Source organism: Mycolicibacillus trivialis, from assembly GCF_002102395.1.
GTDB classification, from domain to species: domain Bacteria; phylum Actinomycetota; class Actinomycetes; order Mycobacteriales; family Mycobacteriaceae; genus Mycobacterium; species Mycobacterium triviale.
Map to the genome: position 1 here is coordinate 88163 of NZ_LQPZ01000016.1, position 25482 is coordinate 113644.

At 70.9% G+C, this 25482-nt stretch carries 26 protein-coding genes, 1 tRNA gene and 1 pseudogene; 17 read left to right on the forward strand and 11 right to left on the reverse strand.

From position 1 onward, the window contains the following. Positions 1–82: 82 nt before the first annotated feature. Positions 83–649, reverse strand: a complete 567-nt coding sequence (locus tag AWC30_RS06545; protein ID WP_085109388.1) for a TetR/AcrR family transcriptional regulator — start codon at positions 647–649, stop codon at positions 83–85. A 67-nt stretch (positions 650–716) separates the two neighbouring features. Between AWC30_RS06545 and AWC30_RS06550 the strand changes: the two genes are divergently transcribed. Both AWC30_RS06550 and AWC30_RS06555 read left to right on the forward strand, forming a co-directional pair. Next, positions 717–1373: a sensor domain-containing protein gene (locus AWC30_RS06550; RefSeq protein ID WP_085109389.1), complete on the forward strand. Its 657-nt coding sequence runs from the start codon at positions 717–719 to the stop codon at positions 1371–1373. Then, positions 1370–1924 carry a coiled-coil domain-containing protein gene (locus tag AWC30_RS06555; protein ID WP_085109390.1) on the forward strand — a complete coding sequence of 185 codons (555 nt, stop codon included), beginning with the start codon at positions 1370–1372 and terminating at the stop codon, positions 1922–1924. The genes AWC30_RS06550 and AWC30_RS06555 overlap by 4 nt, the downstream gene beginning before the upstream one ends. On the opposite strand, the gene AWC30_RS06560 is transcribed toward AWC30_RS06555, so the two are convergent. Next, entirely contained in the window at positions 1915–2829 is a 915-nt protein-coding gene (locus AWC30_RS06560; protein ID WP_085109391.1) for a 1,4-dihydroxy-2-naphthoyl-CoA synthase, read from the reverse strand. The genes AWC30_RS06555 and AWC30_RS06560 overlap by 10 nt on opposite strands. 182 nt (positions 2830–3011) lie before the next feature. Here AWC30_RS06560 and AWC30_RS17760 point away from each other — a divergent pair, with 182 nt between their 5' ends. Genes AWC30_RS17760 through AWC30_RS06575 form a run of 3 tightly spaced genes read left to right on the forward strand, consistent with a single transcriptional unit; the run spans position 3012 to position 4579 of the window. Continuing rightward, on the forward strand, positions 3012–3944 hold the full coding sequence (locus AWC30_RS17760; RefSeq protein ID WP_165756451.1) for a hypothetical protein: 933 nt from the start codon (positions 3012–3014) through the stop codon (positions 3942–3944). A gap of 7 nt (positions 3945–3951) precedes the next feature. Continuing rightward, positions 3952–4386 carry a hypothetical protein gene (locus AWC30_RS06570; protein WP_109561952.1) on the forward strand — a complete coding sequence of 145 codons (435 nt, stop codon included), beginning with the start codon at positions 3952–3954 and terminating at the stop codon, positions 4384–4386. Further along, the gene (locus tag AWC30_RS06575) at positions 4376–4579 is read left to right on the forward strand and encodes a hypothetical protein (RefSeq protein WP_133053665.1); all 204 of its coding nucleotides are present in this window, start codon (positions 4376–4378) and stop codon (positions 4577–4579) included. Before AWC30_RS06570 ends, AWC30_RS06575 begins: the two co-directional genes overlap by 11 nt. A 136-nt stretch (positions 4580–4715) precedes the next feature. On the opposite strand, the gene fadD8 is transcribed toward AWC30_RS06575, so the two are convergent. Further along, positions 4716–6317, reverse strand: coding sequence for a fatty-acid--CoA ligase FadD8 (fadD8, locus tag AWC30_RS06580; RefSeq protein WP_085109395.1), 1602 nt, complete (start codon positions 6315–6317; stop codon positions 4716–4718). A 76-nt stretch (positions 6318–6393) separates the two neighbouring features. Here fadD8 and AWC30_RS06585 point away from each other — a divergent pair, with 76 nt between their 5' ends. The 4 genes from AWC30_RS06585 (at position 6394) to AWC30_RS06600 (ending at position 10563) form a co-directional block, all read left to right on the forward strand. Then, positions 6394–7359, forward strand: coding sequence for an o-succinylbenzoate synthase (locus AWC30_RS06585; RefSeq protein WP_085109396.1), 966 nt, complete (start codon positions 6394–6396; stop codon positions 7357–7359). 142 nt (positions 7360–7501) lie between these two features. Next, complete coding sequence (locus AWC30_RS06590) at positions 7502–8284, forward strand: alpha/beta fold hydrolase (RefSeq protein ID WP_085109491.1); 783 nt, start codon at positions 7502–7504, stop codon at positions 8282–8284. Between the two features lie 93 nt (positions 8285–8377). Then, the gene (gene menD, locus AWC30_RS06595; protein ID WP_085109397.1) at positions 8378–10012 is read left to right on the forward strand and encodes a 2-succinyl-5-enolpyruvyl-6-hydroxy-3-cyclohexene-1-carboxylic-acid synthase; all 1635 of its coding nucleotides are present in this window, start codon (positions 8378–8380) and stop codon (positions 10010–10012) included. 44 nt (positions 10013–10056) lie between these two features. Further along, positions 10057–10563, forward strand: coding sequence for a DUF3592 domain-containing protein (locus tag AWC30_RS06600; protein WP_085109398.1), 507 nt, complete (start codon positions 10057–10059; stop codon positions 10561–10563). Here AWC30_RS06600 and AWC30_RS06605 read toward each other — a convergent pair. Beyond that, positions 10524–11168, reverse strand: a complete 645-nt coding sequence (locus tag AWC30_RS06605; RefSeq protein WP_085109399.1) for a thioredoxin domain-containing protein — start codon at positions 11166–11168, stop codon at positions 10524–10526. The genes AWC30_RS06600 and AWC30_RS06605 overlap by 40 nt on opposite strands. Before the next feature lie 136 nt (positions 11169–11304). Here AWC30_RS06605 and AWC30_RS06610 point away from each other — a divergent pair. Both AWC30_RS06610 and AWC30_RS06615 read left to right on the forward strand, forming a co-directional pair. Beyond that, a pseudogene (locus AWC30_RS06610) lies at positions 11305–11796 on the forward strand (glycosyltransferase); the annotation flags it as partial. Positions 11797–11903: 107 nt separating this feature from the next. After that, complete coding sequence (locus AWC30_RS06615; protein ID WP_085109401.1) at positions 11904–12608, forward strand: demethylmenaquinone methyltransferase; 705 nt, start codon at positions 11904–11906, stop codon at positions 12606–12608. Here the strand turns inward: AWC30_RS06615 and menJ are convergent. Next, entirely contained in the window at positions 12601–13839 is a 1239-nt protein-coding gene (menJ, locus tag AWC30_RS06620; protein WP_085109402.1) for a menaquinone reductase MenJ, read from the reverse strand. The two genes, AWC30_RS06615 and menJ, sit on opposite strands and share 8 nt — an antisense overlap. A gap of 21 nt (positions 13840–13860) precedes the next feature. Here menJ and grcC1 point away from each other — a divergent pair, with 21 nt between their 5' ends. The 3 genes from grcC1 to AWC30_RS06635 all read left to right on the forward strand — a co-directional run bounded on the left by grcC1 (position 13861) and on the right by AWC30_RS06635 (position 16396). Continuing rightward, a complete protein-coding gene (gene grcC1, locus AWC30_RS06625) occupies positions 13861–14871 on the forward strand; it encodes a nonaprenyl/(2E,6E)-farnesyl/geranylgeranyl diphosphat synthase (protein ID WP_085109403.1) in 1011 nt (336 codons plus the stop codon). Between the two features lie 63 nt (positions 14872–14934). Continuing rightward, entirely contained in the window at positions 14935–15795 is an 861-nt protein-coding gene (gene htpX / locus AWC30_RS06630; protein WP_085109404.1) for a zinc metalloprotease HtpX, read from the forward strand. Between the two features lie 346 nt (positions 15796–16141). Beyond that, positions 16142–16396: a type II toxin-antitoxin system RelB family anti-toxin gene (locus AWC30_RS06635; protein WP_085109405.1), complete on the forward strand. Its 255-nt coding sequence runs from the start codon at positions 16142–16144 to the stop codon at positions 16394–16396. Here the strand turns inward: AWC30_RS06635 and AWC30_RS06640 are convergent. Continuing rightward, positions 16377–17888, reverse strand: a complete 1512-nt coding sequence (locus AWC30_RS06640; RefSeq protein WP_372507121.1) for a SulP family inorganic anion transporter — start codon at positions 17886–17888, stop codon at positions 16377–16379. The two genes, AWC30_RS06635 and AWC30_RS06640, sit on opposite strands and share 20 nt — an antisense overlap. Before the next feature lie 221 nt (positions 17889–18109). Between AWC30_RS06640 and AWC30_RS06645 the strand changes: the two genes are divergently transcribed. Continuing rightward, the gene (locus AWC30_RS06645) at positions 18110–18880 is read left to right on the forward strand and encodes a response regulator transcription factor (protein WP_085109407.1); all 771 of its coding nucleotides are present in this window, start codon (positions 18110–18112) and stop codon (positions 18878–18880) included. After that, on the forward strand, positions 18877–20322 hold the full coding sequence (locus tag AWC30_RS06650; RefSeq protein WP_085109408.1) for a sensor histidine kinase: 1446 nt from the start codon (positions 18877–18879) through the stop codon (positions 20320–20322). Before AWC30_RS06645 ends, AWC30_RS06650 begins: the two co-directional genes overlap by 4 nt. Before the next feature lie 2 nt (positions 20323–20324). Here the strand turns inward: AWC30_RS06650 and AWC30_RS06655 are convergent, their stop codons facing one another. From AWC30_RS06655 to AWC30_RS06670, 4 genes are all read right to left on the reverse strand, one after another. Beyond that, on the reverse strand, positions 20325–21350 hold the full coding sequence (locus tag AWC30_RS06655; RefSeq protein ID WP_085109409.1) for an NAD(P)H-dependent glycerol-3-phosphate dehydrogenase: 1026 nt from the start codon (positions 21348–21350) through the stop codon (positions 20325–20327). A 59-nt stretch (positions 21351–21409) separates the two neighbouring features. After that, positions 21410–22942 (reverse strand): acyl-CoA carboxylase subunit beta, encoded by a 1533-nt coding sequence (locus tag AWC30_RS06660; protein ID WP_109561953.1) that lies wholly within the window; start codon positions 22940–22942, stop codon positions 21410–21412. Positions 22943–22946: 4 nt separating this feature from the next. Then, positions 22947–24458 (reverse strand): flavin-containing monooxygenase, encoded by a 1512-nt coding sequence (locus AWC30_RS06665; protein ID WP_085109410.1) that lies wholly within the window; start codon positions 24456–24458, stop codon positions 22947–22949. A gap of 101 nt (positions 24459–24559) precedes the next feature. Continuing rightward, a complete protein-coding gene (locus AWC30_RS06670) occupies positions 24560–25051 on the reverse strand; it encodes a YajQ family cyclic di-GMP-binding protein (protein ID WP_085109411.1) in 492 nt (163 codons plus the stop codon). A gap of 80 nt (positions 25052–25131) precedes the next feature. Here AWC30_RS06670 and AWC30_RS06675 point away from each other — a divergent pair. After that, positions 25132–25217, forward strand: a tRNA-Tyr gene (locus tag AWC30_RS06675). Positions 25218–25272: 55 nt separating this feature from the next. Here AWC30_RS06675 and AWC30_RS06680 read toward each other — a convergent pair. After that, positions 25273–25461 (reverse strand): hypothetical protein, encoded by a 189-nt coding sequence (locus AWC30_RS06680; RefSeq protein WP_085109412.1) that lies wholly within the window; start codon positions 25459–25461, stop codon positions 25273–25275. Between the last annotated feature and the right edge of the window lie 21 nt (positions 25462–25482).

Below are 25482 nucleotides of genomic sequence, written 5' to 3' on the forward strand. Positions count from 1 at the left end.
GACTCCCAACGATTGTGCGATCGACTCAATGACAACTTGTCAACACGATACTGACAAGTTGTCGACGGGGGAAGAGGGGGTGTTACGGCGTGGCGCCGAGCGCCCGCAGCACGAACCGTTCGATCGCGTCGGCGGGCAGGTCGCGCGGCCCGAGGCAGGCGTGGATCAGCGACAGGGTGGCGGTCATGTCGTCGACCACGAACTGCTGCTCAGCGATGCCGGCGTCGAGGATCTCCCGCAACACCGCCTCGATGGCGGCGACGTGCTCGCGGATGGCGCCCATCGTCTCGGCCGACAGGGCGCCGTAGAGCTGACGGCCCAGGCCCATGTGAAATTTCTCGCCCGCGTCGACCTGGTGCCGGATGTAGACCCGCAACCGGTCCACCGGGCTGTCGACCTCGGCGAGCCGGGCCCGCAGCCCGGCGATGTAGCGGCTGGTCTCCTGCGACGCGAACGCCACCACCACCGCTTCCTTGCTGGGGAAGTGGTGGTAGATCGCGGTGCGGCCCAGTCCGGCCCCGGCGGCCAGTTTGGCCATGGTGATCGCGTCGAAACTCTGCTCGGCCATCAGCGTGGCGAACGCGTCGAAGATGCGCTGTTGGATGCGCTCGCGGTGTTCTTCGACCGAGTCGCCAATGATCCGGGGCACGCCGCGACTCTAGCCCGGACCGCCGTTCACCGGGGCGAACAGCGCCGGCGCCGATACCATCGGCCAGATGGTGAGGAGCCGGGGCCGCCTGCGGGCAGCCAGCGTGATCGCGGTATGGGCAGTGCTGGGGGCCGGGTGCACCCAGGTCGTCGACGGGCGGGCGGTCACCGAGACCCCGCCGCTGGTGGTCGGCGTCGCCGACGTCGAAGGCGTCGTCGGCGCGCAACTGGCCAACACCACCGCCGACCGGGTGCCGCCCGGGCCGGTGACGGTCGACCCGGCCGACTGCGCGGTCGCCGCCGGCCCGTCTACCACCGCCGTCTACACGCCGGGATGGAGCCAGTACCACCTGGTCACCATGCAGGAAGCCGCGGATCGGTGGGATCACTCGGTGACCCAGACGGCCGGCAAATACCCCGACGACGCCGCCGCGTCCGGGGTGTTCAGCGCGCTCACCGCCGGGTTGCGGGCCTGCACGCGCGCGACCGCCACCGACGCGCTCGACGACTCCACCGCCGAGTGGACTTTCACCGTCGAGACCCCCGACCCCGACACCACCCGCTGGACCGCCACCCAGGTCGACGCCGACGACTGGGCGTGCTTCCGGGAGGCCCGGCGCACCGGATCCTGGGTGGTGCAGACCGCCGTCTGCCAGGTCGGCAACGGCGCCCCCGCGGCCACCGATCTCCTCGACCGGTTGGCCGAGAACGTGGCCGGCACATGACCGCCGGACGGGTCCGGCGCTGGCTGCTGGCCGCGCTGGTCGCCGTGGTCGCGCTGGCGGCGGCGCCGTCGGCCTACGGCGACCCCGAGCCGATCAAGACCGATCCGCGCTATTCACCGCAGCTGAATTCCCGCATCGTCAAATACAACACCGCCCTCACCGAGCTCAGCATGAAGATCGACGACCTCAAGGGCCGCACCGACGACCTGTCCCGGCGGGTGCGCGAGCACAACAACGAGGTCGACTCCTACCCCGGCCACGTCGCCCCGCCCGCGGTGGCCGACCGGATCAACTCCGAGGGCGAGGCGTTGCGCGCCGAGCAGGGTCAACTCAACGCCGAGCTCGACACCCTGAAGGCCGAAGCCGATCGTCTCGAGGGCGAGCAGACCGCGATCAAGGCGGCCGTCGCGGCCGAACTCAACGCGATCATCCAGACCAATCCACCGCCGCACACCGCGCCGCAACCCGGCAACCAGTATCAGCGCCGGCCCGGTCCGCCGCCGCCGGTGCAGCCGCAGGCCCGCGATGGTGGGAACCCGGCTCAGAAGTAGCGGGGGAAGGGACTCCAGTCCGGGTCGCGTTTCTGCAGGAAGGCGTCGCGACCTTCGACGGCTTCGTCAGTCATGTAGGCCAGCCGGGTGGCCTCTCCGGCGAAGAGCTGCTGGCCCACCAGGCCGTCGTCGAGCAGGTTGAACGCGAACTTCAGCATCCGTTGCGCCTGCGGGGATTTGGCATTGATCTCCGCGGCCCACTCCAGAGCGACCTTTTCCAGGTCGGCGTGGTCGACGACCTCGTTGACCGCGCCCATCGCGTGCATCTGCTCGGCAGTGTAGGAGCGGCCGAGAAAGAAGATCTCCCGGGCGAACTTCTGGCCTACCTGGCGGGCCAGGTAGGCGCTGCCGTAGCCGCCGTCGAAGCTGCCCACGTCGGCGTCGGTCTGCTTGAACCTCGCGTGCTCGCGGCTGGCCAGGGTCAGGTCGCACACCACGTGCAGGCTGTGACCGCCGCCGGCGGCCCACCCGTTGACCAGGCAGATCACCGGCTTGGGCATGAACCGGATCAGTCGCTGCACCTCCAGGATGTGCAGCCGTCCGGCCCGCGCGACGTCGACGGTGTCAGCGGTCTCCCCGCTGGCGTACTGGTAGCCGGTGCGCCCGCGGATCCGCTGATCCCCGCCGGAGCAGAACGCCCAGCCGCCGTCCTTGGGCGAGGGGCCGTTGCCGGTCAGCAGCACCACGCCGACATCCGGCGACATCCGGGCGTGGTCGAGCACCCGGAAGAGTTCGTCGACGGTGTGCGGCCGGAACGCGTTGCGGACCTCCGGGCGGTCGAAGGCCACCCGGACCGTCGGCGTGGGAGTGCCGTCGACGACGTGGCGGTGGTAGGTGATGTCGGTCAGGTCGGTGAAGCCGGCTACCGGCTGCCACACGTCGGGGTTGAAGGGGTTGGCGGTCACGCCCCGACTGTAGAGTCGCCGGCCGCCGCGCCGCGAGGCGGCCGGAGCTGGACGGTGAATTCGTGCGGTCCGGCCAGCGGTTTCTCGGTTATGGTTTTCCCGGCGCCGGGGACCCTCCACGACGCCGCCGGCGACGCCGGCGCGACGCGGTCGCAGTTCATCGACGCGAGAAGGGTTCCGGCGTGGACGACAATCCCCAACAGCAGCACGGGGCCGACCCCACTCAGCAGTTCGGTGCAGCCACACCGCCCGGCCCGCCGCCCGGGATGTATCAGGCGGCCCCGCCGGCCTTCGGCCACCCCGGTGCCCATACGCCCGGCTGGCCCGGGCCGCAACCGCCGGTCGGGGCGCCGTGGCCGCCGCCGGGTTTCGGTCCGCCCGTCGGCCCGCGGTTCGGCGGGGCAACGTTCGGGTTGGCCCGGATCTCGGCGATCGTCGTGGCGGCGGCCGGTCTGCTGGCGCTCCTCGGTTCGCTGTTCTCGCTGTACACCATCACGGTCACGCCGTCGGGGGCGCAGGTGCCCGGCAACGACGCGCCGACCGGGGATATCCGTGTCGGCATCGGCTTCTACGACGCGGTGCCGGTGCTGACGCCGCCGGTCGTCGCCCAGGCGATCCCGCTGCTGCTGGTGCTGGCGGCGCTGTGTGCGGTGCCGGTGATCGCCGGCCGCGAGCCCCGGACCGCGCCGTTGGCCGCCGTCTTCGCCGGCACCGGCGCCCTGCTGGCCCTGGCGTTGACGATCAGCAGCCCGCTGCCGACGGTGGAGTTGACCGGCCAACTGCTGACCGAGTTCCAGCAGGAGACCGGCGCCAAGAACATCGACGCCCTGGTCGAGACGGTCGGCTCGGTCGGGCCGGGCGCCGGGCTGATCATGGTGCTGGTGTGCGCCCTGCTCGGGTGGGGCGCGGCGCTGGCGCTGGCGTTCAAGCGGGCACCGGCCGAGCCGGGTGCGCTGGCTGCGCCGGTGCCGCCGCTGCCGGGCGCGCCGCCGCTGCCGGGCCCGCCTGCCTCGCCTGCGCCGCCGGGCGCGCTTCCGCTACCGGGCCCGCCGGGCGCGCCGCTGCCGCCGGGTTCGCCGCTCCCGCCGGGTTCGCCGCTCCCGCCGCGGTGGTGAGCCGGCGATGACCGGTCCCTACCCTTACCCCGGCTTCGGTCCGCCCGTCCGCCGGTTGCCGATTTGGCTGCCGGGGGCGCTGGTCGGCTCGGTCGCACTGGTCGGCCTGCTCGCCACCCTGTTTCCGGTGTGGGTGGTCGACGTCGGCGAGGACTACCTGCTCGGCCCCGGCGAGGAGGGGCTCGGCGGCACCGTGGTCGTGACACTCGACTTCTACAGCTGGGTGGCTTCGGCGGTGCCGGTGTTCGGGCTGATCCCGCTGGCGCTGGCTGCGGCGGTGGCGGTGGCGGCCACCCAACTGGTCCGCGGCGTCGACCGCGGCCTGTGGGGGGGCGACGGCGGCATTGATGACGATCACCGTCGTGCTGGCCGGGACGGTGGCGCTGCGGCCAACCCCGAAAACCGTGATCACCGGGGAGTTGGCGCGCGAGATGAGCCCTGACGACCTACAGCGGTTCGGCCCCGACTCGATGGGCGTGCCGGTCAGCTACGGCCCGGGCCTGATCGTCGCGCTGGTGTGTGTGCTGGTGGTGCTGGCGATCACGGCCTGGCAGTACCTGGCCCCGGCGCCGCGGCCGGCCGCCGCACCCGTGGCGGGCGCCGCGCCCTGGCCGCAGCCCACGGTCTGGCGCTGACCGGCCTCGTCGCGCCCGAGCCGCCTCGCCCCCGCGCCGAGCGTGCGCACAGGTTCACGCTCGGGCTCGAACGTGAACCTACGTTCACGCTGGGCGGTGTGGGCGGTATGGGCATCCGGCCCGTCGCCGCAGCGCCCTAGCCGACGGCGCGCCCGGCGCCCTCCCAGAACCGGGCACGGACCGCCTTCTTGTCGGGCTTGCCCAACCCGGTCAGCGGCAGGGCGTCGACCACCACCACCTGCTTGGGGGATTGCACCGAACCCTTGCGGTCCTTGACCGCGGCCTGGATCTCGGCGGTCATCGTCGCGATCGCCGCCTCGTCACGCGCGGCGTCCTCGCGCAACACCACCACCGCGGTCACCGCCTCACCCCATTTGTCGTCGGGGGCACCGACCACGCAGACCTGCGCGATCGCTGGATGCTCGGCGATGACGTCCTCGACCTCGCGCGGGAAGACGTTGAAGCCGCCGGTGACGATCATGTCCTTGACCCGGTCGACGATGTACCAGAAGCCGTCCTCGTCCTCGCGGGCCATGTCGCCGGTGTGCAGCCAGCCGTCCCGGAACGTCTCGGCGGTGGCGTCGGGCAACTGCCAGTAGCCGCCGGCCAGCAGCGGCCCGGCCACGCAGATCTCGCCCGGCTCGCCCTGAGGCACCGGCTTGCCGTCCTCGCCGAGCAGCGCGGTGCGCGCGAACAGGGTGGGTCGCCCGCAGGAGGTGAGCCGCTTCTCGTCGTGATCGCCCTTCGCGAGGTAGCTGATCACCATCGGCGCCTCGGACTGCCCGTAGTACTGGGCGAAGATCGGCCCGAACCGCTCGATGGCCTCGGCGAGGCGCACCGGGTTGATCGCGGAGGCGCCGTAGTACACCGTCTCCAGCGACGACAGGTCGCGGGTGTGCGAGTCGGGGTGATCCATCAGCGCGTACAGCATCGAGGGCACCAGCATGGTCGCGGTGATCTTCTGCTCCTCGATGATCCGCAGGATCTCGCCCGGGTCGAACTTGGGCACCACCACCATCTGTCCGCCCTTGACCACGGTCGGGGTGAAGAACGCGGCGCCGGCGTGCGACAGCGGGGTGCACATCAGGAACGTCGGGTTCTCCGGCCATTCCCATTCGGCGAGCTGAATGGTGGTCATCGCGGTGATCGACGCGGCCGTGCCGATCACCCCTTTGGGCTTGCCGGTGGTGCCGCCGGTGTAGGTCAGCCCGCCGATGTGGTCGGGTGGCAGGTCGGCCACGGTCAGCGGGCTCGCCTGCTGGCGCGCCGCGGCGGCGGTCAGGTCGACGCCGACCTCGGCCAGTTCGGCGGGCACCGGGCCGAGGGTGAGGATCTGCCGCAGCGAGTCGACCCGCTCCAGCAACGCGACCGCCCGCTCGACGAACGCCGGCGTCGGATCGATGATCAGCGCGCTGATCCCCGCGTCGGCTAACACGTAGGCGTGATCGTCGAGGGAGCCCAGCGGGTGCAGCGAGGTGCGCCGGTACCCCTGGGTCTGGCCGGCGCCGATGATCATCAGCACCTCGGGCCGGTTGAGCGACAGCAAGCCGACCGCCGCGCCGGTGCCCGCGCCGAGCTCCTCGAACGCCTGCACGTACTGGCTGATCCGGTCGGCCAGCTGGCCGCCGGTCAGCATGGTCTCGCCCAGGAACAGCAGCGGCTTGTCCCGGTGGCGCCGCAGCGCGCCGGCGAGCAGGTGTCCGGTGTGGTTGGGGTGACGCAGCAGATCGTCGCTCATGAACCCACACTAGAACGTGTTGCAATATTGCGGCAGCCCCGCCTCGCGGTCGGTCGGCACGAGGCACGATGGGGCAATGCCACCCGCCCTCGACGACCTGCTGGACCGCACCCACGTCGTCGCGCTGCCGATGCGGGTGCGGTTCCGCGGCCTGACCACCCGCGAGGTGGCGCTGATCGAGGGCCCGGCGGGCTGGGGCGAGTTCGGTGCCTTCGTCGAGTACGACGACACCGAAGCGGCGACCTGGCTGGCCGCCGCGGTCGACGCGGCCTACCGGCCGCCGCCGCCGGCGCTGCGGGACGCGATCGCGATCAACGCCACCGTCCCGGCGGTCCCGGCGGCCCAGGTGCCCGACGTGCTGGCCCGCTTCCCCGGCGCGCGCACCGCGAAGGTCAAGGTCGCCGAACCGGGGCAGACGCTGGACGACGACGTCGCCCGGGTGGAGGCGGTGCGGGCCCTGATCCCGACCGTGCGGGTCGACGCCAACGGCGGATGGACCGTCGAGCAGGCCGTGACCGCCGCGGCCGCGCTGACCGCCACCGGCGACCTGGAGTACCTCGAACAACCCTGCGCGACCGTCGCCGAACTGGCCGAGCTGCGTGAGCACATCACGGTTCCGGTCGCCGCCGACGAAGCCATCCGCAAGGCAGCCGACCCGCTGACGGTGGTCCGCGCCCGCGCCGCCGACGTCGCGGTGCTCAAGGTCGCCCCACTCGGTGGCGTCCGCGCTCTGCTGAACATCGCCGCGCAGATCGACATCCCGGTCGTCGTCTCCAGTGCGCTGGACTCGGCGGTGGGCATCGGCATCGGGCTGGCCGCCGCGGCGGCGCTGCCCCGCCTGGAGCACGCCTGCGGGCTGGGCACCGGCGGGCTGTTCATCGAGGACGTGGCCGAGACGCCCGGCCCGGTTGACGGGCAGCTGCGCGTGGGCGCGGTCGCCCCGGATCCGGCGCGGTTGGCCGGGTTGGCGGCGCCGGCCGTGCGACGCGATTGGTGGCTGGAGCGGATCGCCCGCTGCCATGCGCTCACCCGCCCAACGTGAGCATAGGTTCACGTTCGGTGCCCAACGTGAACCTATGCGCACGGTCGAGGCGTCGCGGGCGGGTGCGACGCCTGGCGGGCCTGGGCGGGCGGCGCGAGCCGTGGCGAGCGGGCGCGACGCTTCGCGTAGCGTCACCACCGTGATCAATCTGGCCTACGACGTCCGCGGGGCCGGCGACCCGGTGCTGTTCATCGCCGGTCGTGGTGGTGCCGGTCGCGGCTGGCACCTGTTCCAAGCCAAGGCGTTCATGTTCGCCGGCTACCGCGTCATCACCTTCGACAACCGCGGTGTCGGTGCCACATCCGACGCCGACGGCTTCACGATCGAGACGATGGTCGCCGACACCGCGGCCCTCATCGAAACCGTCGGCGAGGGCCCGGTGCGCATCGTGGCGGTGTCGATGGGTGCCTACATCGCGCAGGAGTTGATGCTGGCCCGTCCCGAACTGGTGCACTCCGCGGTACTGATGGCCACCCGGGGCCGAGAAGACGCCACCCGCAAGTTCTTCCGTTCCGCCGAAGCCAAACTGGCGGCCGCCGGCATCCAGCTCCCAGCTGAATACGACGCAAAATCGCGCCTGCTGGAAAGCTTTTCACCGAAAACCCTGAACGACGACGCCGCCGTCGCCGACTGGATCGCGATGTTCACCCTGTGGCCCAACACCCCCACACCCGGTTCGGCCTGCCAGCTCGGCATCGCCCCGGAGACCAACCGGCTGCCCGCCTACGCCGCGATCCGCCACCCGGTCCTGGTGCTCGGCTTCGCCGACGACGTCGTACTGCCGCCCCACCTGAGCCGCGAAGTCGCCGACGCCCTCCCCAACGGGCGCTTCCAGGAGATCCCCGACACCGGACACCTCGGCTTCATCGAGGCGCCCGAGGCGGTCAACGCCGCCGCGCTGGAGTTCTTCGCCGCCACGAAGTGACCGAACTCCGGTGAAGTGCCGGCCCGCGCCGCGCGTACCCCCGACGCCGTGTCCTGACCAGCGTTTTCCGCCACGCCTTAGGCTGTACCGGTGGTGAATCCCTCGACGGCCCAGGCGCGCGTCGTCGTCGACGAACTGATCCGCGGCGGAGTGCGCGACGTCGTGCTCTGCCCGGGCTCGCGCAACGCGCCGCTGGCGTTCGCACTGGCCGACGCCGATCGGGCCGGGCGGCTGCGGCTGCACGTGCGCATCGACGAGCGCACCGCCGGCTACCTCGCCGTGGGCCTGGCGGTCGCCGCCGGGGCGCCGGTGTGCGTGGCGATGACATCGGGCACCGCGGTGGCAAACCTGGGACCGGCGGTGGTGGAGGCCAACTACGCGCGGGTGCCACTGATCGTGTTGAGCGCCAACCGGCCCTACGAACTGCTCGGCACCGGCGCCAACCAGACCATGGAACAGCTCGGCTACTTCGGCACCCAGCTGCGCGCAACGATCAGCCTCGGGCTGGCCGAGGACGCCCCCGAGCGGCTCGACGCGCACAACGCCACCTGGCGCTCGGCGACCTGCCGGGTGCTGGCCGCGGCCACCGGCACCCGCACCGCCAACGCCGGCCCGGTGCACTTCGACATCCCGCTGCGCGAGCCGCTGGTGCCCGACACCGACGACCACGGCGACTACCCGACGGGCCGGCCCGGCGGCCGACCCTGGACCGAATCCCCACCGGTCAGCTTCGACCAGCCGTTGCCGATCGACGTCACCCCGGACACCGTGGTCATCGCCGGCCACGGCGCTGGAGTGCACCCCGACCTGGCGGCGCTGCCCACGGTCGCCGAGCCCACCGCCCCGCCGCCGGCCACCCCGCTGCACCCGCTCGCCCTGCCGCTGCTGCGACCGCAGCAGGTCATCATGTTGGGCCGGCCGACCCTGCACCGGCCGGTCTCGGCGCTGCTGGCCGACCCGACCGTCGCGGTGTACGCGCTGACCACCGGTCCGCGCTGGCCGGACGTGTCGGGCAACTCGCGGGCCACCGGCACCCGGGCCGTCCTCACCGGCGAACCGGACCCGGCCTGGCTGCGCCGGTGCGCCGCGCTGCACGCCGACGCGGTCCGGGCGGTGCGCAGCCAACTCGCCGAACACCCGCTGACCACCGGCCTGCATGTGGCCGCGGCGGTGGCCGACGCGCTGCGGCCCGGGGACCAGTTGGTGCTCGGCGCGTCCAACCCGGTGCGCGACGCCGCCCTGGTCGGCCTGGACGCCACCGGGATCACGGTGCGCTCCAACCGCGGCGTCGCCGGCATCGACGGGACGGTGTCCACTGCCATCGGCGCCGCGCTGGCCCACGAACGTGCCACCGCCGGACGCACTCTCGCGCTCATCGGCGATCTGACGTTCGTCCACGACAGTTCCGGGTTGCTCATCGGGCCCACCGAGCCGACCCCGCAGCAGCTGACCATCGTGGTCTCCAACGACAACGGCGGCGGCATCTTCGAACTGCTCGAGCAGGGCGACCCGCGGTTCCACGATGTCTCCGCAAGGATTTTCGGCACCCCGCACGACGTCGACGTCGGCGCCCTGTGTCGCGCCTACCACGTGGACTCCCGCCAGCTCGAACTCGCCGACCTGCCCGCGGCGCTCGACGAGCCCGCGGCCGGACTACGGGTGCTGGAGGTCAAAGCCGACCGGTCCTCGCTGCGCGCCCTGCACGCCGCCATCAAGGCGGCGCTGTGAGCCTCGACCCGCGGCTGGCCCGACTCGTCGTCCGTGGAAAAAAGGTGGGCCACATCCTGATTCACGGCCGGTCGGTGGCCGGACCCAACACCTGGGGCCGACGGACGCTGCGCTGGTCACGGATCGCGGTGCTGATCCTGGCCGGCGTGGTCACCTTGCAGTCGGTGCTGCTGGTGGCAGGCGCCTGGCGCAACGACCTGACCATCGAACACGACAAGGGGGTGGCGCAGGCGGAGGTGCTCAACGCCGGGCCGCGCCGGTCGACGATCGAATTCGTCACCCCCGACCGCATCACCTACCGCCCCGAGCTCGGCGTGCTCTACCCGTCGGAGTTGGCCACCGGGATGCGGATCTACGTCGAGTACGCCAAGTCCAATCCCGACCTGGTGCGCGTCCAGGGCCGGGACGCGCGGCTGGCGATCATCCCGGCCGGCTCGGTCGCGGTGGTGGGGTGGCTTCTCGCCGCCGCCCTGCTGGGGTTACTGGCGCTCGCCGAGACCTGGGTGGAGCGTTACGAGGCGAACAGGGCGTCCAGCCAGCCGCCGTCCTGAACGTCGACCACGGTGTGGCTGCCGAGGTCATACACGGTCGGCGTGCCCGGATTGTCCGGATTGACCTGCTTGAGCCGGTCCATGTTGGCGCTGCTCATCGCGGCGGTGTCGACCGCGGGCAGGTCGATGGCGATGCGGGCGATCGCCATCCCGCCCACCCCGCTGCGCGCGGCCATCGTGGCCAACTCGGCCGCGCTGGGGCTGGGGCTGTGCGCATCCTGCTGGCGGTAGATCTCGTTGACGAAGCCCTGGTAGGCCACCGGCGGTGTCGCCGGGTCGGCCGCCAGGATGAGCGCGTTGGCGATCCGGTCGGATTTGTCGGTGCCGCGCTTCTGATCCAGGAACGTCAGCCACCGGTAGGTCACCGCCAGCTCGCCGTTGCCGATCCGGTGCGCGAGTGCCCCGCCGGAGGCGTCCTCGAACTGCGCGCAGACCGGGCACTGCGGTTCGCAGAAGATCTCCAGCTGTACCGGCGCATCGGGGGAGCCCAGCAGCACGCTGAAGCCGTCGGCCGCCACCGTGGTGGCCGGTGCGACGTCGGCGTGCGCCGGCCCGGTCACCAGGCAGCCCAGTGCCACCACGACCGCCGCCCACAGGTACCGCATGTGCCCTTTACCTCTCTTCGCCGCTGACCGGTCCGCTGACCCGTCCCTCGCCGGACACGGGTTGCTCCGCAACCGGTCGTATCCCGTATGCCGTCCGGCAACCCTATCGACATACCCGCCATCGAACATCGGCATTATGCGTGTGGCGATCATCACCGAGAGTTTCCCACCCCGCCGGGCCGCCGACACCGATTCGGTGCTGCACCTCATCGGCCGGCTGCGCGGCGACGACCACGAGGTTCTGGTCATCGCGCCGGACAACCCGCGCGGGCAGGGCCGCGCCGAACGCGTCCACGACGGCATCCGGGTGCACCGGGTGCCGGTGCTGCGCGGCCGTGACGGCGCACTGCACGGACTGCCGCGGCCCCGCCTGCTCGGTGTGCTGCGCGGATTCCGCCCCGACGTGGTGCACCTGGCCGCACCCGGCCTGCTCGGTTACGGCGGTCTGCGCGCCGCGCGGCGGCTCGGTGTGCCCACGGTGGCGGTGTGCCGATCCGGCGCGTCCGGCTCGCGGGCCGGCCGGGCCTGGCTGCGCCACCTGCACGGCCGCGCCGACCGCACCCTGGCCCCGTCGGCCCCGGCGCTGGAGCGTCTGGCCGCCCACAAGGTGCCGCGGGTCTACTTCTGGCCACCGGAGCGGCCCACCGGCTACGCCGAGCTCCTCGATCACTACCGGGCCGTGGCTGGAGGTCCGACCCGGTAGCGCTGGAGGTCCGACCCGGTAGCGTCAGCACGGTGAGCCGTGCGACGTTGCAGAAGGACCCCCGCGAGGTGGCGTCGATGTTCGACGCGGTCGCGCGACGCTACGACCTGACCAACACCGTCATGTCACTCGGGCTGGACCGGTCGTGGCGGCGGGCCACCCGCGCGGCACTGCGCATCGGCCCCGGCGACACCGTGCTGGACCTGGCGGCGGGCACCGCCGTCTCGACGGTGGAGCTGGCGCGCTCCGGGGCGTGCTGTGTCGCGGCGGACTTCTCGGTCGGCATGCTCGCCGCGGGCGCCGGGCGCGACGTGCCCAAGATCGCCGCCGACGCCACCGCGCTGCCGTTCGCCGACGGGGTTTTCGACGCGGTCACGATCAGCTTCGGGTTGCGCAACGTCGCCGATCACCCGCAGGGGCTGGCGGAGCTGGCGCGGGTCACCCGCCCGGGTGGCCGGCTGGTGGTCTGCGAGTTCTCCACCCCGACCAACCGGGCTTTCGCCACCGTCTACAAGGAGTACCTGATGCGGGCGCTGCCGGCGATGGCCGACGTGGTCTCCAGCAATCCCGACGCCTACCGCTATCTCGCCGAATCGATCCGGGCCTGGCCCGACCAGCCGGCGCTGGCCCGCGCCATCGCCGCGGCCGGCTGGACCGATGTGCGCTGGCGCAACCTCACCGGCGGCATCGTCGCCCTGCATGCCGCCACCAAGCCGGCTGCCGACGGGCTCAGCTGAACGGCGGCCTGCGGTCGATCAGCCGCGACACCGCGCCGCTGCCGCGCCAGGCCCGGGCCACGAGGTCGGCGTCCTCGTCGGTCACCAGGTTGGCCATCACCCGCACCGCGAGCTCCATCAGCGCCGACGAGCGCATCGCCACCGGGCCGGTGACCGGCAGGAACCGCTTGAACGTCAACAGCAGTGCCAGCCGGCGTGCGATGGAGAAGCTGCGCCCGTAGCGCTGCCGCAGCACCTGCGGCCAGATCTCGGTGAGGTCGGCCTCGTCGAGCAGGTCGACGGCCAGCCGTCCGCTCTCCAACCCGGAATCGATGCCCTCCCCGTTGAGCGGGTTGACGCAGGCGGCCGCGTCACCGATGAGCATCCAGTTAGGCCCGGCGACCCCGGAGGCCGCACCACCCATCGGGAGCAGCGCCGACAGCATCTTCTGCGGCTCCCCGACGAACCCCCACTCCGCGCGGCGCAGGTCGGCGTAGTAGGACATCAACGGTCGCAGCGCCAGCTCGGCTGGACGTTTGGTGGTCGACAGTGCGCCCACGCCGATGTTCACCTCACCGTTGCCCAGCGGGAAGATCCAGCCGTAGCCGGGCAGCACCGCCCCCTCCGGGGAGCGCAGCTCGAGGTGCGAGGTCAGCCACGGCTCGTCGTGGCGGGGGGAGGCCAGGTAGCCGCGCGCCGCGGTTCCGTAGACGGTCTGCTGGTGCCACTGGCGACCGAGCTTGCGGCCCAACGGCGAGCGGGCGCCGTCGGCGACGATCACGGTGCGGCAGCGCACTTCGGTCCCGTCGGCCAGCGTCACCGAACGCACCCGCCCGTCGACGTCATGGTGTACGTCGGACACCTTGGTGCCCAACAGCATTCGGGCGCCGGACTCCTCGGCGCAGCGCCGGATCCGGTCGTCGAGTTCGGTGCGCGGCGCGGCGCTACCGGTTGACGGGAAGGACGGGCCCGGCCAATCCACCTGCACCGAACCGCCGTAGCCGTGCAGACGCAGCCCGCGGTGGCGCACGTGCTCGTCGAGCCACCCGGTCAGCCCGAGGCGCTCCAACTCGATGACGGCGCGCGGGGTCAACCCGTCGCCGCATGCCTTGTCGCGGGGGAAGGTCGCGGAGTCGACCACCAGGACGTCACGGCCGGCGCGGGCGGCCCACGCCGCCGCCGCCGACCCGGCCGGTCCGGCGCCGACCACCAGGACGTCGGTGTCGGCGGCTCCGGGCTGGGGGGTGCTCATGGTCCCCAGTATGTTGGAGCCGTGAACACACCGGTGAACGTGGTGGCGGGCGTCGACCTGGGCGACCCCGCTTTCGCCGCCGGCGTGCGCGACGGGGTGGAGCGCATCGAAGAGCTGATGGACACCGAACTGCGCGGCGCCGACGCGTTGATGGCCGAAGCGGTGCTGCACCTGTTCGAGGCCGGCGGCAAACGGTTCCGCCCGCTGTTCACCGTGCTCGCCGCGCAGCTGGGACCCGAGCCCGACGCCTGGCAGGTGACCGTGGCCGGCGCGGTGATCGAGCTGGTCCACCTGGCGACGCTCTACCACGACGACGTGATGGACGACGCCGAGCTGCGCCGCGGCGCGCAGAGCGCCAACGCCCGCTGGAGCAACAGCATCGCGATCCTGGCCGGCGACTACCTGTTCGCCACCGCCTCGCGGCTGGTGTCGCGGCTGGGTCCGGACGCGGTGCGGGTCATCGCCGAGACCTTCGCCGAACTGGTCACCGGCCAGATGCGCGAGACCCGCGGCCCGGCCGACGACGCCGACCCGGTCGAGCACTACCTGAAGGTGGTCTACGAGAAGACCGCCTGCCTGATCGCGGCGTCGGGCCGGTTCGGGGCCACGTTCTCCGGCGCCGACGAGCAGCAGATCGAACGGCTGTCGCGGCTCGGCGGGATCGTCGGCACCGCCTTCCAGATCTCCGACGACATTATCGACATCGCCAGCGACCCCGACGAGTCCGGCAAGCTGCCCGGCACCGACCTGCGCGAAGGCGTGCACACCCTGCCGGTGCTCTACGCCCTCGACGAGTCCGGACCCGACGCCGACCGGCTGCGGGAGCTGCTGGTCCGCCCGCTGGACGACGACGACGCCCGCGTCGAGGAGGCCTTGACCCTGCTGCGCCGGTCGCCGGGCATGGACCGCGCGAAACAGGCGGTGGCCGGCTATGCCCAGCGGGCCCGCGACGAGTTGGCGCTGCTGCCGGCCGGCGCCGGCCGCGACGCACTGAGCACTCTGGTCGACTACACGGTGACCCGGCACGGCTGAACCACGGAACCTCCGCGCGCCCGGTGGCGTTAGATCAGCGAGAGGTTCGCAAGGAGGCAGCCGATGACCTGGCATCCGCACCACAACACGGCCAAAACGTTCGCTCTGCTGGTGGTGATGTCCGGGCTGATCGTCGCCGTCGGCTCGCTGTTCGGCCAGACGGCGATGTGGATCGCGGTTCTCCTCGCCGTCGGCATGAACTTCTACTCCTACTTCAACAGCGACAAGCTGGCGCTGCGCGCGATGCGCGCCCAGCCGGTCACCGAGGTGCAGGCCCCGGTCATGTACAAGATCGTGCGGGAGCTGGCCACCGTGGCCCACCAGCCCATGCCGCGGCTGTACATCAGCGACACCAACGCGCCCAACGCGTTCGCCACCGGCCGCAACCCCCGCAACGCCGCGGTGTGCTGCACCACCGGGATCCTGAACATCCTCGACGAGCGTGAGCTGCGGGCGGTGCTCGGCCACGAGCTCTCCCACGTCTACAACCGCGACATCCTGATCTCCTCCGTGGCGGGCGCGCTGGCCTCGATCATCACCGGTCTGGCCAACATGGCGATGTTCGCCGGCATGTTCGGCGGCAACCGCGAAGGCTCCAACCCGTTCGGGCTGCTGCTGGTGTCGCTGCTGGGGCCCATCGCGGCCACCGTCATCAAGATGGCCGTCTCGCGGTCCCGGGAGTACCAGGCCGACCAGTCCGGCGCGCAGCTCACCGGCGATCCGCTGGCGCTCGCGTCGGCGCTGCGCAAGATCTCCGCGGGCGTGCAGGCCGCGCCGCTGCCGCCGGAACCGGAGTTCGCCAACCAGTCGCACCTGATGATCGCCAACCCGTTCCGGACGGGTGAGCGCCTCGGCGCCATGTTCTCCACCCACCCGCCGGTCGCCGACCGGATCCGTCGGCTCGAGGAAATGGCCCGTTCATAATTCCGCCGCAGAATGTCCGCAGCAGAATGCCCGCAGCAGGACCTCCGCCGCAGAATCTCCGCCGCAGAATCTCCGCAACAGCGAAGAATTCGTCGCGAATGAAGCTCCAGGGCGGAAAATAGTGCGTTTTTTCGCCCTGGAGCTTCATTCGACGCGGGAATCGTGGGTGGCTCGACGCGGGAATCATGGGTGGCTCGACGCGGGAATCATGGGTGACCGAGGCGGGCCGGGACGTTCCCCCTCGGCCCCGCGCTGAACTGGGGATTTAACGGAGAAAGCCTAGCCAAAATATATCTAGCTAGATATGCTGGGGAATCATGTGCCGCCGAAGCTAAAGGGGGTCGTCATGACCCAGCCAGAACCGGAATTCTACGACTCGGCGTATCGCGACGCCGGCTGGTCGACCAACCTGGGCCAGCTGGTGTATGTCACCCGTGCCGGTGCCGGCCTGACCCAATCGGACCTGGCCGACGCGATGGGGACCAGCCAGTCGGCGATCGCCTCCTACGAGAGCGGGTCGCGTATGCCGGGCATCGACACCCTCAAGCGTCTCGCCGAAGCGTGCGGCAAGAAGCTGCACATCAGCATCGAGACCGACTGACCGCTACTCCGGCCCGGTCGGCGCGGAGGACGGCGCCGCCCACCGCGACATGCTGACGCTCCCAGTCGGTGATCGCCTCCTGCGCGGCGTGGTCGATGACGATGACCGACAGTTCCAGCGTCACCGTGCAGCCGGCAGGGAGCGAGGCGAGCACCGCGGTCAGTCGCGGCAGCGACAAGAAGGTGCAGACACCCTCGATACGCACCAGCCAGTCGTCGTCGCCGACCGGCTCGGCGGTGACTCGGGCGCGGACCACCCGCCACCCGGTCAGCGCTATCGCCAGCGCCAGGCCGATCACCACACCCGCGAGCAGGTTGACGAACACCACGCCGAACACGGTGACCAGATAGACCCAGAGGTTGCCGGTCCGCTCCGCCGAGCGGATGTCGGCGGGCTTGACCAGCCGCAACCCGATGACGATCAGCAGTCCCGCCAGCGCCGCGGTCGGGACCTGCTCGATCAGTGCACAGAACGGAAGCGCGAACAGCAGGACCCAGCAGCCGTGCAGGATCGTCGAGGCGCGCGACCGGGCGCCGGCGCTCACGTTGGTCGCGCTGCGCACGATCACGCCGGTGATCGGCAGCCCACCGAGCATCCCGGCCGCGATGTTCGCCGAGCCCTGACCCACCAGCTCACGATTGACGTCAGTGCGCGGGCCGGTGTGCATCCGGTCGACGGCGACCGCCGACAGCAGGCTCTCGACGCTGGCGATCAGGGCCACCGTCATCACCCCGACCGCGACCGCCCCCCACTGCCCGTCGGGCAGGCTGGGCAGCTGTACGGCGTCCAGCAGGGAGCCGTCCAGGCGGATACGCGCGACGTCGAAGGGCGCCAGCACCGACAGCACGGTCACGCCGACGACGGCGACCAGCGGGCTGGGCAGCTGCCCGATTCGCCCGGGAACCCAGCGCCACCCCAGCATGGCGGCGATCACCAGTGCGCCCAGTACCAGGCTGGCGACGCTGACCGAGGCGAGTCGGTCGGGCAGCGCGGTGAGGTTCTCCCACGCCGAGCTGCGGGACTGCCCGCCCAGCAGGACGTGGGACTGCTGCAGGGCGATCGTGATCCCGATGCCGGCGAGCATCGCCTGCACCACGACGGGGGAGATGGCCAGCGCGAACCGCGCGATCCGGCTCAACCCGAACAGGACCTGGACCACGCCGGCTGCGGCGGTGATCGCGCAGGTGACCGCCCAGCCGAACTCGGCCACCAACCCGGCGACGATCACGGTCAGGCCGGCGGCCGGGCCGCTGACCTGCACGACAGATCCGCCCAGGGCGCCGGCCACCACGCCGCCGATGATGGCGGAGATCAGGCCCGCGAGCACCGGGGCGTCGGAGGCGATGGCGATTCCCAGCGACAGGGGCAAAGCCACCAGGAAGACGACCAGGGAGGCGGGCAGGTCGTAGCGCAGGATCGCACGGAGCCGCTCGGGCGGCGACGGTGCGTTGAGTCGGCCGACGGGCGTCGCCGGTGCGTTGACGGTCTGAATGAGATTCTCCCGAGAAGTTATGAATTCGATTGCAAGCCAAACGTTTAGCCTGACCGCCGTATGCGACGTTAGACAGCGCAAATCGGCGGTCGCAAACGCGGAAACGGGATGCATAGAAAATTCACATCAATGCGGTGACGGTGACCACATTTCGTGGCTCCAACGTGAATTCTTCGTGAACGGAATAGGAGTTGCCGGTTTCGTCACCGCAGAATGTGGTCATGGCGACGACACCGGGCGGGCAGCTTCAAAGCCCGCGGCAGGCGATCCTGGGTAAGTTGCCTCCGATGCGGCGTGCGGACGGCTCGCCGATCCGGGTCTTGCTCGTCGATGACGAAGCGGAGTTGACCAATCTGGTCGAACGCGCGCTGCGCTACGAGGGGTGGCAGATCGAGGTCGCCCACGACGGGCAGGAGGCCATCCGCAAGATCGCCGACTTCGGCCCGGACGTGCTGGTCCTCGACATCATGCTGCCCGACATCGACGGGCTCAAGGTATTGGAGCGGGTCAGGGAAGCTGAAACCTACACGCCGATCCTGTTTCTCACGGCACGCGATTCGGTGATGGACCGGGTTGCGGGCCTGACCGCGGGCGCCGACGACTACATGACCAAGCCGTTCAGCCTCGAAGAGTTGGTGGCCCGGCTGCGCGGGCTGCTTCGCCGGTCGGACCGGATGACGGCGCCGGCCGGGGAGGTGCTCGCGGTCGGCGAGCTGGTACTCGACGGATCCAGCCGCGAGGTGAGCCGAAACGGGGACGAGATATCCCTTACCGCAACAGAGTTCGACCTCCTGCGGTTCTTGATGCGCAACCCGAACCGAGCATTGAGCCGTGCCGAGATCCTCGACCAGGTGTGGAATTACGGTTTCAACGGCCGGACCGGCATCGTTGACCTATACATCTCCTACCTGCGCAAGAAGATCGACGCTGACCACGAGCCGATGATCCACACCGTCCGCGGAGTCGGCTATCTGCTGCGGCCGCCGCGATGACCGGCGCCGCGCTCCGGTGGCGGCCCCGCTCCCTGCGCGCGCAACTGGTCATCGGGGTGTGCGCGGTGGTCAGCGCCGCGCTGGCTGCGGTGGGCCTGTTCTCGGTGCTGAGCCTGCGCAGCGGTGTCACCGCGATCATCGACGCGGAGCTCGCCCGATCGTCGGCCGCCTTCAGCCATGCCTACACGCAGAGCCGCGAGCAGACCACACCCGAGCAGCTGACCCATTTCCTCGGACAGGCGCCGGGCAACCTGATCGCGGTGCTCGACGGCGGTGAGGTGGTCGGGTCGGCCGTCTTCTCCGACGGGGAGGCCCAACCGGCCGGAGCGGAACTCGTCGCCGCGCTGGAGGGCCAGCACTGGGTGGACGGGCCGCCACGCACCGTGCACCTGGACTCGGGCACCCCCTACCGGGCGCAGAGCCGCACCGTCGACGACCATCGCCTGGTCTCGGCGGTGGCGCTGACGGCCTCCAACCAACTCCTCGCCGTGAAAATCGTGGTCACCGTCGTGACCTTCCTGACGGCGCTGGCCGCCACTGCGTTGGGCGCGGTCCTGGTCGTCGGCGTCGCGCTGCGGCCGTTGCGCCGGGTCGCGGCCACCGCCGCCGAGGTCGCCGCGCTCCCGCTGGCCGACCCGGTCCAGCCGATCACCGCCCGGGTGCCGACGGAGAACGCCGACCCCGAGGAGGTCGCCATCGTCGGCTACACGCTGAACCGGCTGCTGGACAACGTCGACGCGGCATTGACCGACCTGGCCGCCGCCGACCGGCGGATGCGTCGCTTCCTGGCCGATGTCAGCCACGAACTGCGCACCCCGTTGGCGGTGATCCAGGGGTATGCCGAACTGACCCGCCAGGACAGCGCAGAGCTGCCACCCAACAGCGAATACGCGTTGGCGCGCATCGAGGCCGAAGCCCACCGGATGGTGATGCTGGTGGAGGACCTGCTGCTGCTGTCCCGGCTCGACGAGAAGCAGGACCTGCGCACCGAGGACATCGACCTGGGCGACCTGGTGATCGACGCAGTCCACGATGCCGGCGTGACCGGCCCCGAGCACACCTGGACCACCGGCCTGCCGGACGAGCCGGTGTGGATCCGCGGTGACCGCCACCGGATCCACCAGTCGGTCTCCAACCTGCTGTCCAACGCCCGGGTGCACACCCCCGCCGGAGTGCGGGTCCACACCGCCGTCGTCGTCGACGGCCCGTGGGCCGAACTCACCGTCACCGACGACGGGCCCGACATCGACCCCGCGTTGCTGCCGCACCTGTTCGACCGATTCGTCCAGGCCGACGTGTCCCGCTCCCGGGTCGCCAAGGGCAGCGGGCTGGGGTTGCCGATCGTGGCCGCCATCGTCGAGGCGCATCACGGTGCGGTGACCGCCGAATCCGGCGGCGGGCGCACCGTGTTCCGGGTGCGGCTTCCGATGCGGGGCGGGTGAGGTCAGAACCCGCTGCCGTGCACCTCATGGCCGGGGGTTTCGGCGATCAGGCCGCGGTAGGCCTGCTCGACCGTCGATCCGTGGTTGACCACGCCGTCGACCTCGCGGGCGATCGGCATGTTCAGCCCGTACTCGTTGGCGAACTCCATGATCACGCTGGCCGCCTTCACCCCCTCGGCGACCTGGTTCATCGCGGCGATGATCTCCTCGACGGTCTTACCGGAGCCGAGCTGCTCACCGACGTGCCGGTTGCGGCTGCGCTTGCTGGTGCAGGTGACGATGAGATCGCCCATCCCGGCCAGCCCGGCGAAGGAGTCGCGCTGCCCACCCATCGCCTCGCCGAGCTTGGACATCTCCCGCACCGCGCGCGCCATCACCATCGCCCGGGTGTTCTCTCCGATCCCCAGCGAATAGCCCATCCCCACCGCGATCGCGTAGACGTTCTTGAGTGCACCGGCCATCTCCACCCCGATCACGTCATCGGTGGTGTAGGTGCGGAACCGCTTGGTGCGGAACAGGTTCGCCAGGTTGGCGGCCAGGTGTTGGTCGGGCATCGCCAGCACGGCAGCCGCGGCGAACCCCTCGGCCACCTCGCGGGCGATGTTGGGCCCGGCCAGGATGCCGGCCGGGTGCCCGGGCAGCACCTCCTCGACGATCTGCGACATCCGCAGGTTGGTGCCCTGCTCGAGGCCTTTGACCAGCGACACCACCGGCACCCACGGGCGCAACTCGGCGGCGAGTTCGGTGAGCACGCCGCGGAAGCCGTGCGAGGGCACCCCCATCACGATCACGTCGGCGCACTGGGCGGCCTCGGAGAAGTCGGTGGTGGCGCGCAGCGACTCCGACAGCACCACGTCGTCACCCAGGTAGCGGGAGTTGCGGTGGTTGGTGTTGATGTCCGCGGCGGTCTCGGCCGACCGGACCCACTGCAGGGTTGGCCCGCGCCGCGCGCAGATGGAGGCGACGGTGGTGCCCCAGGATCCACCGCCGAGGACGACGACCTTCGGACTACGCAGAGCGGCTGACATGCCGCTAGCGTATTGCCGCCGCCGCGCGTTTACCGGCGGTTGCGCGATCAGGTTGCGCGCTACCAGGTGTCGACGACGCGCCCGCTGCCGCGGAAGCCGTCCGGTCCGGCCGCGGCCAGCGTCGCGGCGAGCACCGCGCGGGTCTCGGCAGGATCGATCACGTCGTCGATCTCGAAGGCGCGCGCGACGTTGAACGCGGTGACGTGCTCGCGGTAGGCGGCGGTGGCCTCGCCCACCACCCGGTCGCGTTCGGCCGGGTCCTCCAGGGTGGCGAGCTGTTTGCGCAGGGACAGCCGCACCGCGCCCTCCAGGCCCATCGGACCCATGTGCGCGCCCGGCCACGCCACGGTGAGCAGCGGCTCATGGGTGGAGCCGCCCAGCATCGCCTGCGCGCCCAACCCGTAGCCGCGCCGCAGCACCACCCCGATCAGCGGTACCTGCAGCCGGGCGGCGGCCACCAGCACCCGGGAGGCGTGGCGCAGCACCGCGGAGCGCTCCGCGTCCGGGCCGCCCATGATCCCGGGGGTGTCGACCAGCGAGACCACCGGGACGCCGAAAGCGTCGCACAGCTGCAGGAACCGGGCCGCCTTGTCCGAGGCGTCTGAGGTCAGCGCCCCGGCCATGTGCAGCGTCTGGTTGGCCATAAACCCCACCGCGCGGCCCTCGATCCGGCCGAACGCGGTGACCAGTTCGGGGGCGAACCGCTCGCGCAGCACGGTGACGGTGCCCTCGTCGCACAGCGTGGTGATCACCGGGCGCACATCGAACGGGGTGCGTTCGCGTTGCGGGATCACCGACCGCAACGCGTCCTGATCGGGGGCGACTCCCGGGGCGACATCCCCGCCGAAGTAGCCCAGCAGGGTGCGGGCCAGCGCCACCGCGGCCGGCTCGTCGGGCACGACGGCGTCGATGACGCCGTTGGCGGCCATCACCGAGACCGGGCCGAGCTCGTCGGGACGGTGTTCGCCGAGGCCGCCGGCGGCCAGCATCACCGGCCCGGCGACCCCGAGGGTGGCGTTCTCGGTGGCGATCAGCAGGTCGGCCGAGCCGGCCAGCACCGCGTTGCCCGCGAAGCAGTGCCCGGCCACGACCGCGATCCGTGGCGCCACCCCGGACAGCTGCGCCCACAGCGCGAACGTGCGCACGTCCAGCGAGGACACCGCCGGATAGTCGGTGTCGTTCGGTCGTCCGCCGCCACCTTCGGTGAAGAACACCGCCGGACAGCCCAGCCGCGCGATGGTGGCCAGCAGCCGGTCGGACTTGTGGTGCCCGCGCAGTCCCTGGGTGCCGGCCATCACCAGGTAGTCGTAGGTCAGCACCGCGCAGGGCCGGCCCCCGACGCGGGCCAGCCCGCCGATCAGCCCGTCGGCAGGGGTCTGGGCCATGAGGTCCTCGGCGGAGAGCCGCTTCTCCTGGGCGGCGGTGGCCAGCCGGCCGTATTCGACGAACGAGCCGGGGTCGACCAGGGCGGCGATGTTCTCCCGGGCGGTGTTACCGCCGGCGGCGTGGCGGCGGGCGACCTTGTCGGCGCGTGCGCCGTCCTCGGTCAGCCCGCGACGGCGCCGCAGCTCCGCCAGCGCATCGTTGTCCATCGGGTCAGCCGGTGAGGGCCGGTTCGGCGCGGCGGCCGAACACCATCGATTCGCCCAGCGTGTCGAACCGGTAGTCGACGGCGTCGGCGAAGTAGTTCTGCCGGACGTTCCACGGGCGTTTGGTGCCGGATTTGGGCAGTGCGTGCAGGGCGCGCAGCACATAGCCGGCCTGGATGTCCCACGCCGGTTTCTCCGGCATCGGCTCGTCACCGAGGTGCGGGTAGGCGTGGGTGTAGCCGCGGGAGGTCATGTAGTCGATCAGCTTCGCGGTGGCCCGGGCGGTCATGTCGGCGCGCAGCGTCCAGGACGCGTTGGTGTAGCCGACGCACCAGAACAGGTTGGGGACGTCTTCGAGCATGTGTGCCTTGTAGACGAACCGGTCCTGCGGCTTGATCTCGGTGCCGTCCAGGCTCAGCGTCACCCCGCCGAGGGCCTGCAACTGCAGGCCGGTGGCGGTGACGACGACGTCGGCGTCGAGGCGCCGGCCGGACTGCAACACGATCCCGTCGGCGTCGAAGTGGTCGATGCGGTCGGTGACCACCTCGGCCCGTCCGGTGCTGATCGCCTCGTAGAGGTCCCCGTCGGGGATCAGGCACAGCCGCTGGTCCCAGGGGTTGTAGCGCGGCTTGAAGTGCACGTCGACCGGATAGCCCTCGGGCAGGCTGGTCACCGCCTGGCGGCGCAGGATCCATTTCATCAGCGCGGGCGTCTTGCGAGCCAACAGCCAGATGATGCCCTCGAACACGGCATTGCGCAGCCGGATGATCAGGTGGGCGAACTTGCGCGGCAACAACTTCCGCAGCCAGTCGGCGAACGCACTGAACTTCGACGCGGAGATCAGATAGGTGGGGGAGCGCTGCAGCATGGTCACCGACGCGGCCTTCTCCGCCATCGCCGGGATCAGCGAGATCGCGGTCGCGCCGCTGCCGATCACCACCACCGAGCGGCCGGTGTAGTCGAGGTCCTCCGGCCAGTGCTGGGGGTGGATCACGGAGCCGCGGAAGCTTTCGATGCCGGGGAACTCGGGGGTGTAGCCCTCGTCGTAGTTGTAGTAGCCGGACCCGAAGAACACGAACCGCGCCTGGTAGCTGACCGGCGTGCCGTCACGCTCGACGGTGACGGTCCAGGTGTCGGTGTCGGAGTCCCAGTCCGCGGCGCGGACGTGGCTGTTGTAGCGGATGTGCCGGTCGATGCCGTATTTGCGGGCGGTGTCGCCGAGGTATTCGCGGATCTTGTCGCCGTCGGCGACGCCCTCCTTGCGTGTCCACGGCTCGTACGGGAAGCACAGCGTGAAGATGCTGCTGTCGGAGCGAACCCCCGGGTAGCGGAACAGGTCCCAGGTGCCGCCGAGCTGCTCGCGGCGCTCCAGGATGACGTAGCGCAGGTCGGGGTTGCGTTCGGTCAGCCGGTAGGCCGCGCCGATGCCGGAGATGCCGGCACCGATGATCACCACGTCGAAGACACCGCCGTCCTCGGCGGGACGGTCGGGACGCGCAACGTGGGCGGTGACGGTCATCGTCGGCCTCGCTTCCGGGGGAGTGTGGTCGTCCTCACCACGATAGGCACAACGGTTCGGGCTGGGCCGCGTAACCGGCCCAGCGGAGCCGGCGGCCCGGCTCAGCGGTAGTTGACGAACTGCAGCGCGACCGGAAGGTCGGCCTTCTTCAGCAGCGCGATCACCGACTGCAGGTCGTCGCGCTTCTTCGACGACACCCGCACCTCGTCGCCCTGGATCTGGGTCTTGACGCCCTTGGGGCCTTCGTCGCGGATGAGTTTGGTGATCTTCTTGGCGTCGTCGCCGGAGATGCCCTGCTTGAGGGTGCCGACCACCTTGAACGTTTTGCCGGAGGGTTGCGGGTCGCCGAACTCGAACGCCTTCATCGAGATGTCGCGGCGGACCAGCTTCTCCTTGAACACGTCGATGGCGGCCTTGATCCGCTCCTCGGTGGAGCTGGTCAGCTCGATGGCCTCCTCGCCCTTCCAGGCGACTGCGGTGTCGGTGCCGCGGAAGTCGAACCGGGTGGCCAGTTCCTTGGCGGCCTGGTTCAAGGCGTTGTCGACCTCCTGGCGGTCAACCTTGCTGACAACGTCGAACGATGAATCCGCCATGGGATCGGTCCCCTTTCCTCTCGACGGTGGGCGTTTGTGTCTTCGGCCCGCCGTCGTTGTAGTCTGCATACCGCACCCCCGCCAGGTTGCCCGAGCGGCCAATGGGAGCGGACTGTAAATCCGTCGGCGTAAGCCTACGCAGGTTCGAATCCTGCACCTGGCACCACGGTTCAGCGACCACCGAGAACGGTCCGGACCCGCGACCCCCGTCCGAGGGAAAATCAGCTGGAACGCGGCGGATGATCGTCGTCGGCCTCCACATACCGCCAGTGATCGGGCGCGTAATAGATCCGCTTGCCGTTCTGGCGGTGGACGCACAACACCCCGCCGCGCAGGAACTCGTAGTCGTCGTGGTTCTTGAACTTCTCCGCCAGTGAGTCTTTCTGATCCAGGTGCACCTTGAAGGACATAACCGGCAGCCTGCCATGGCG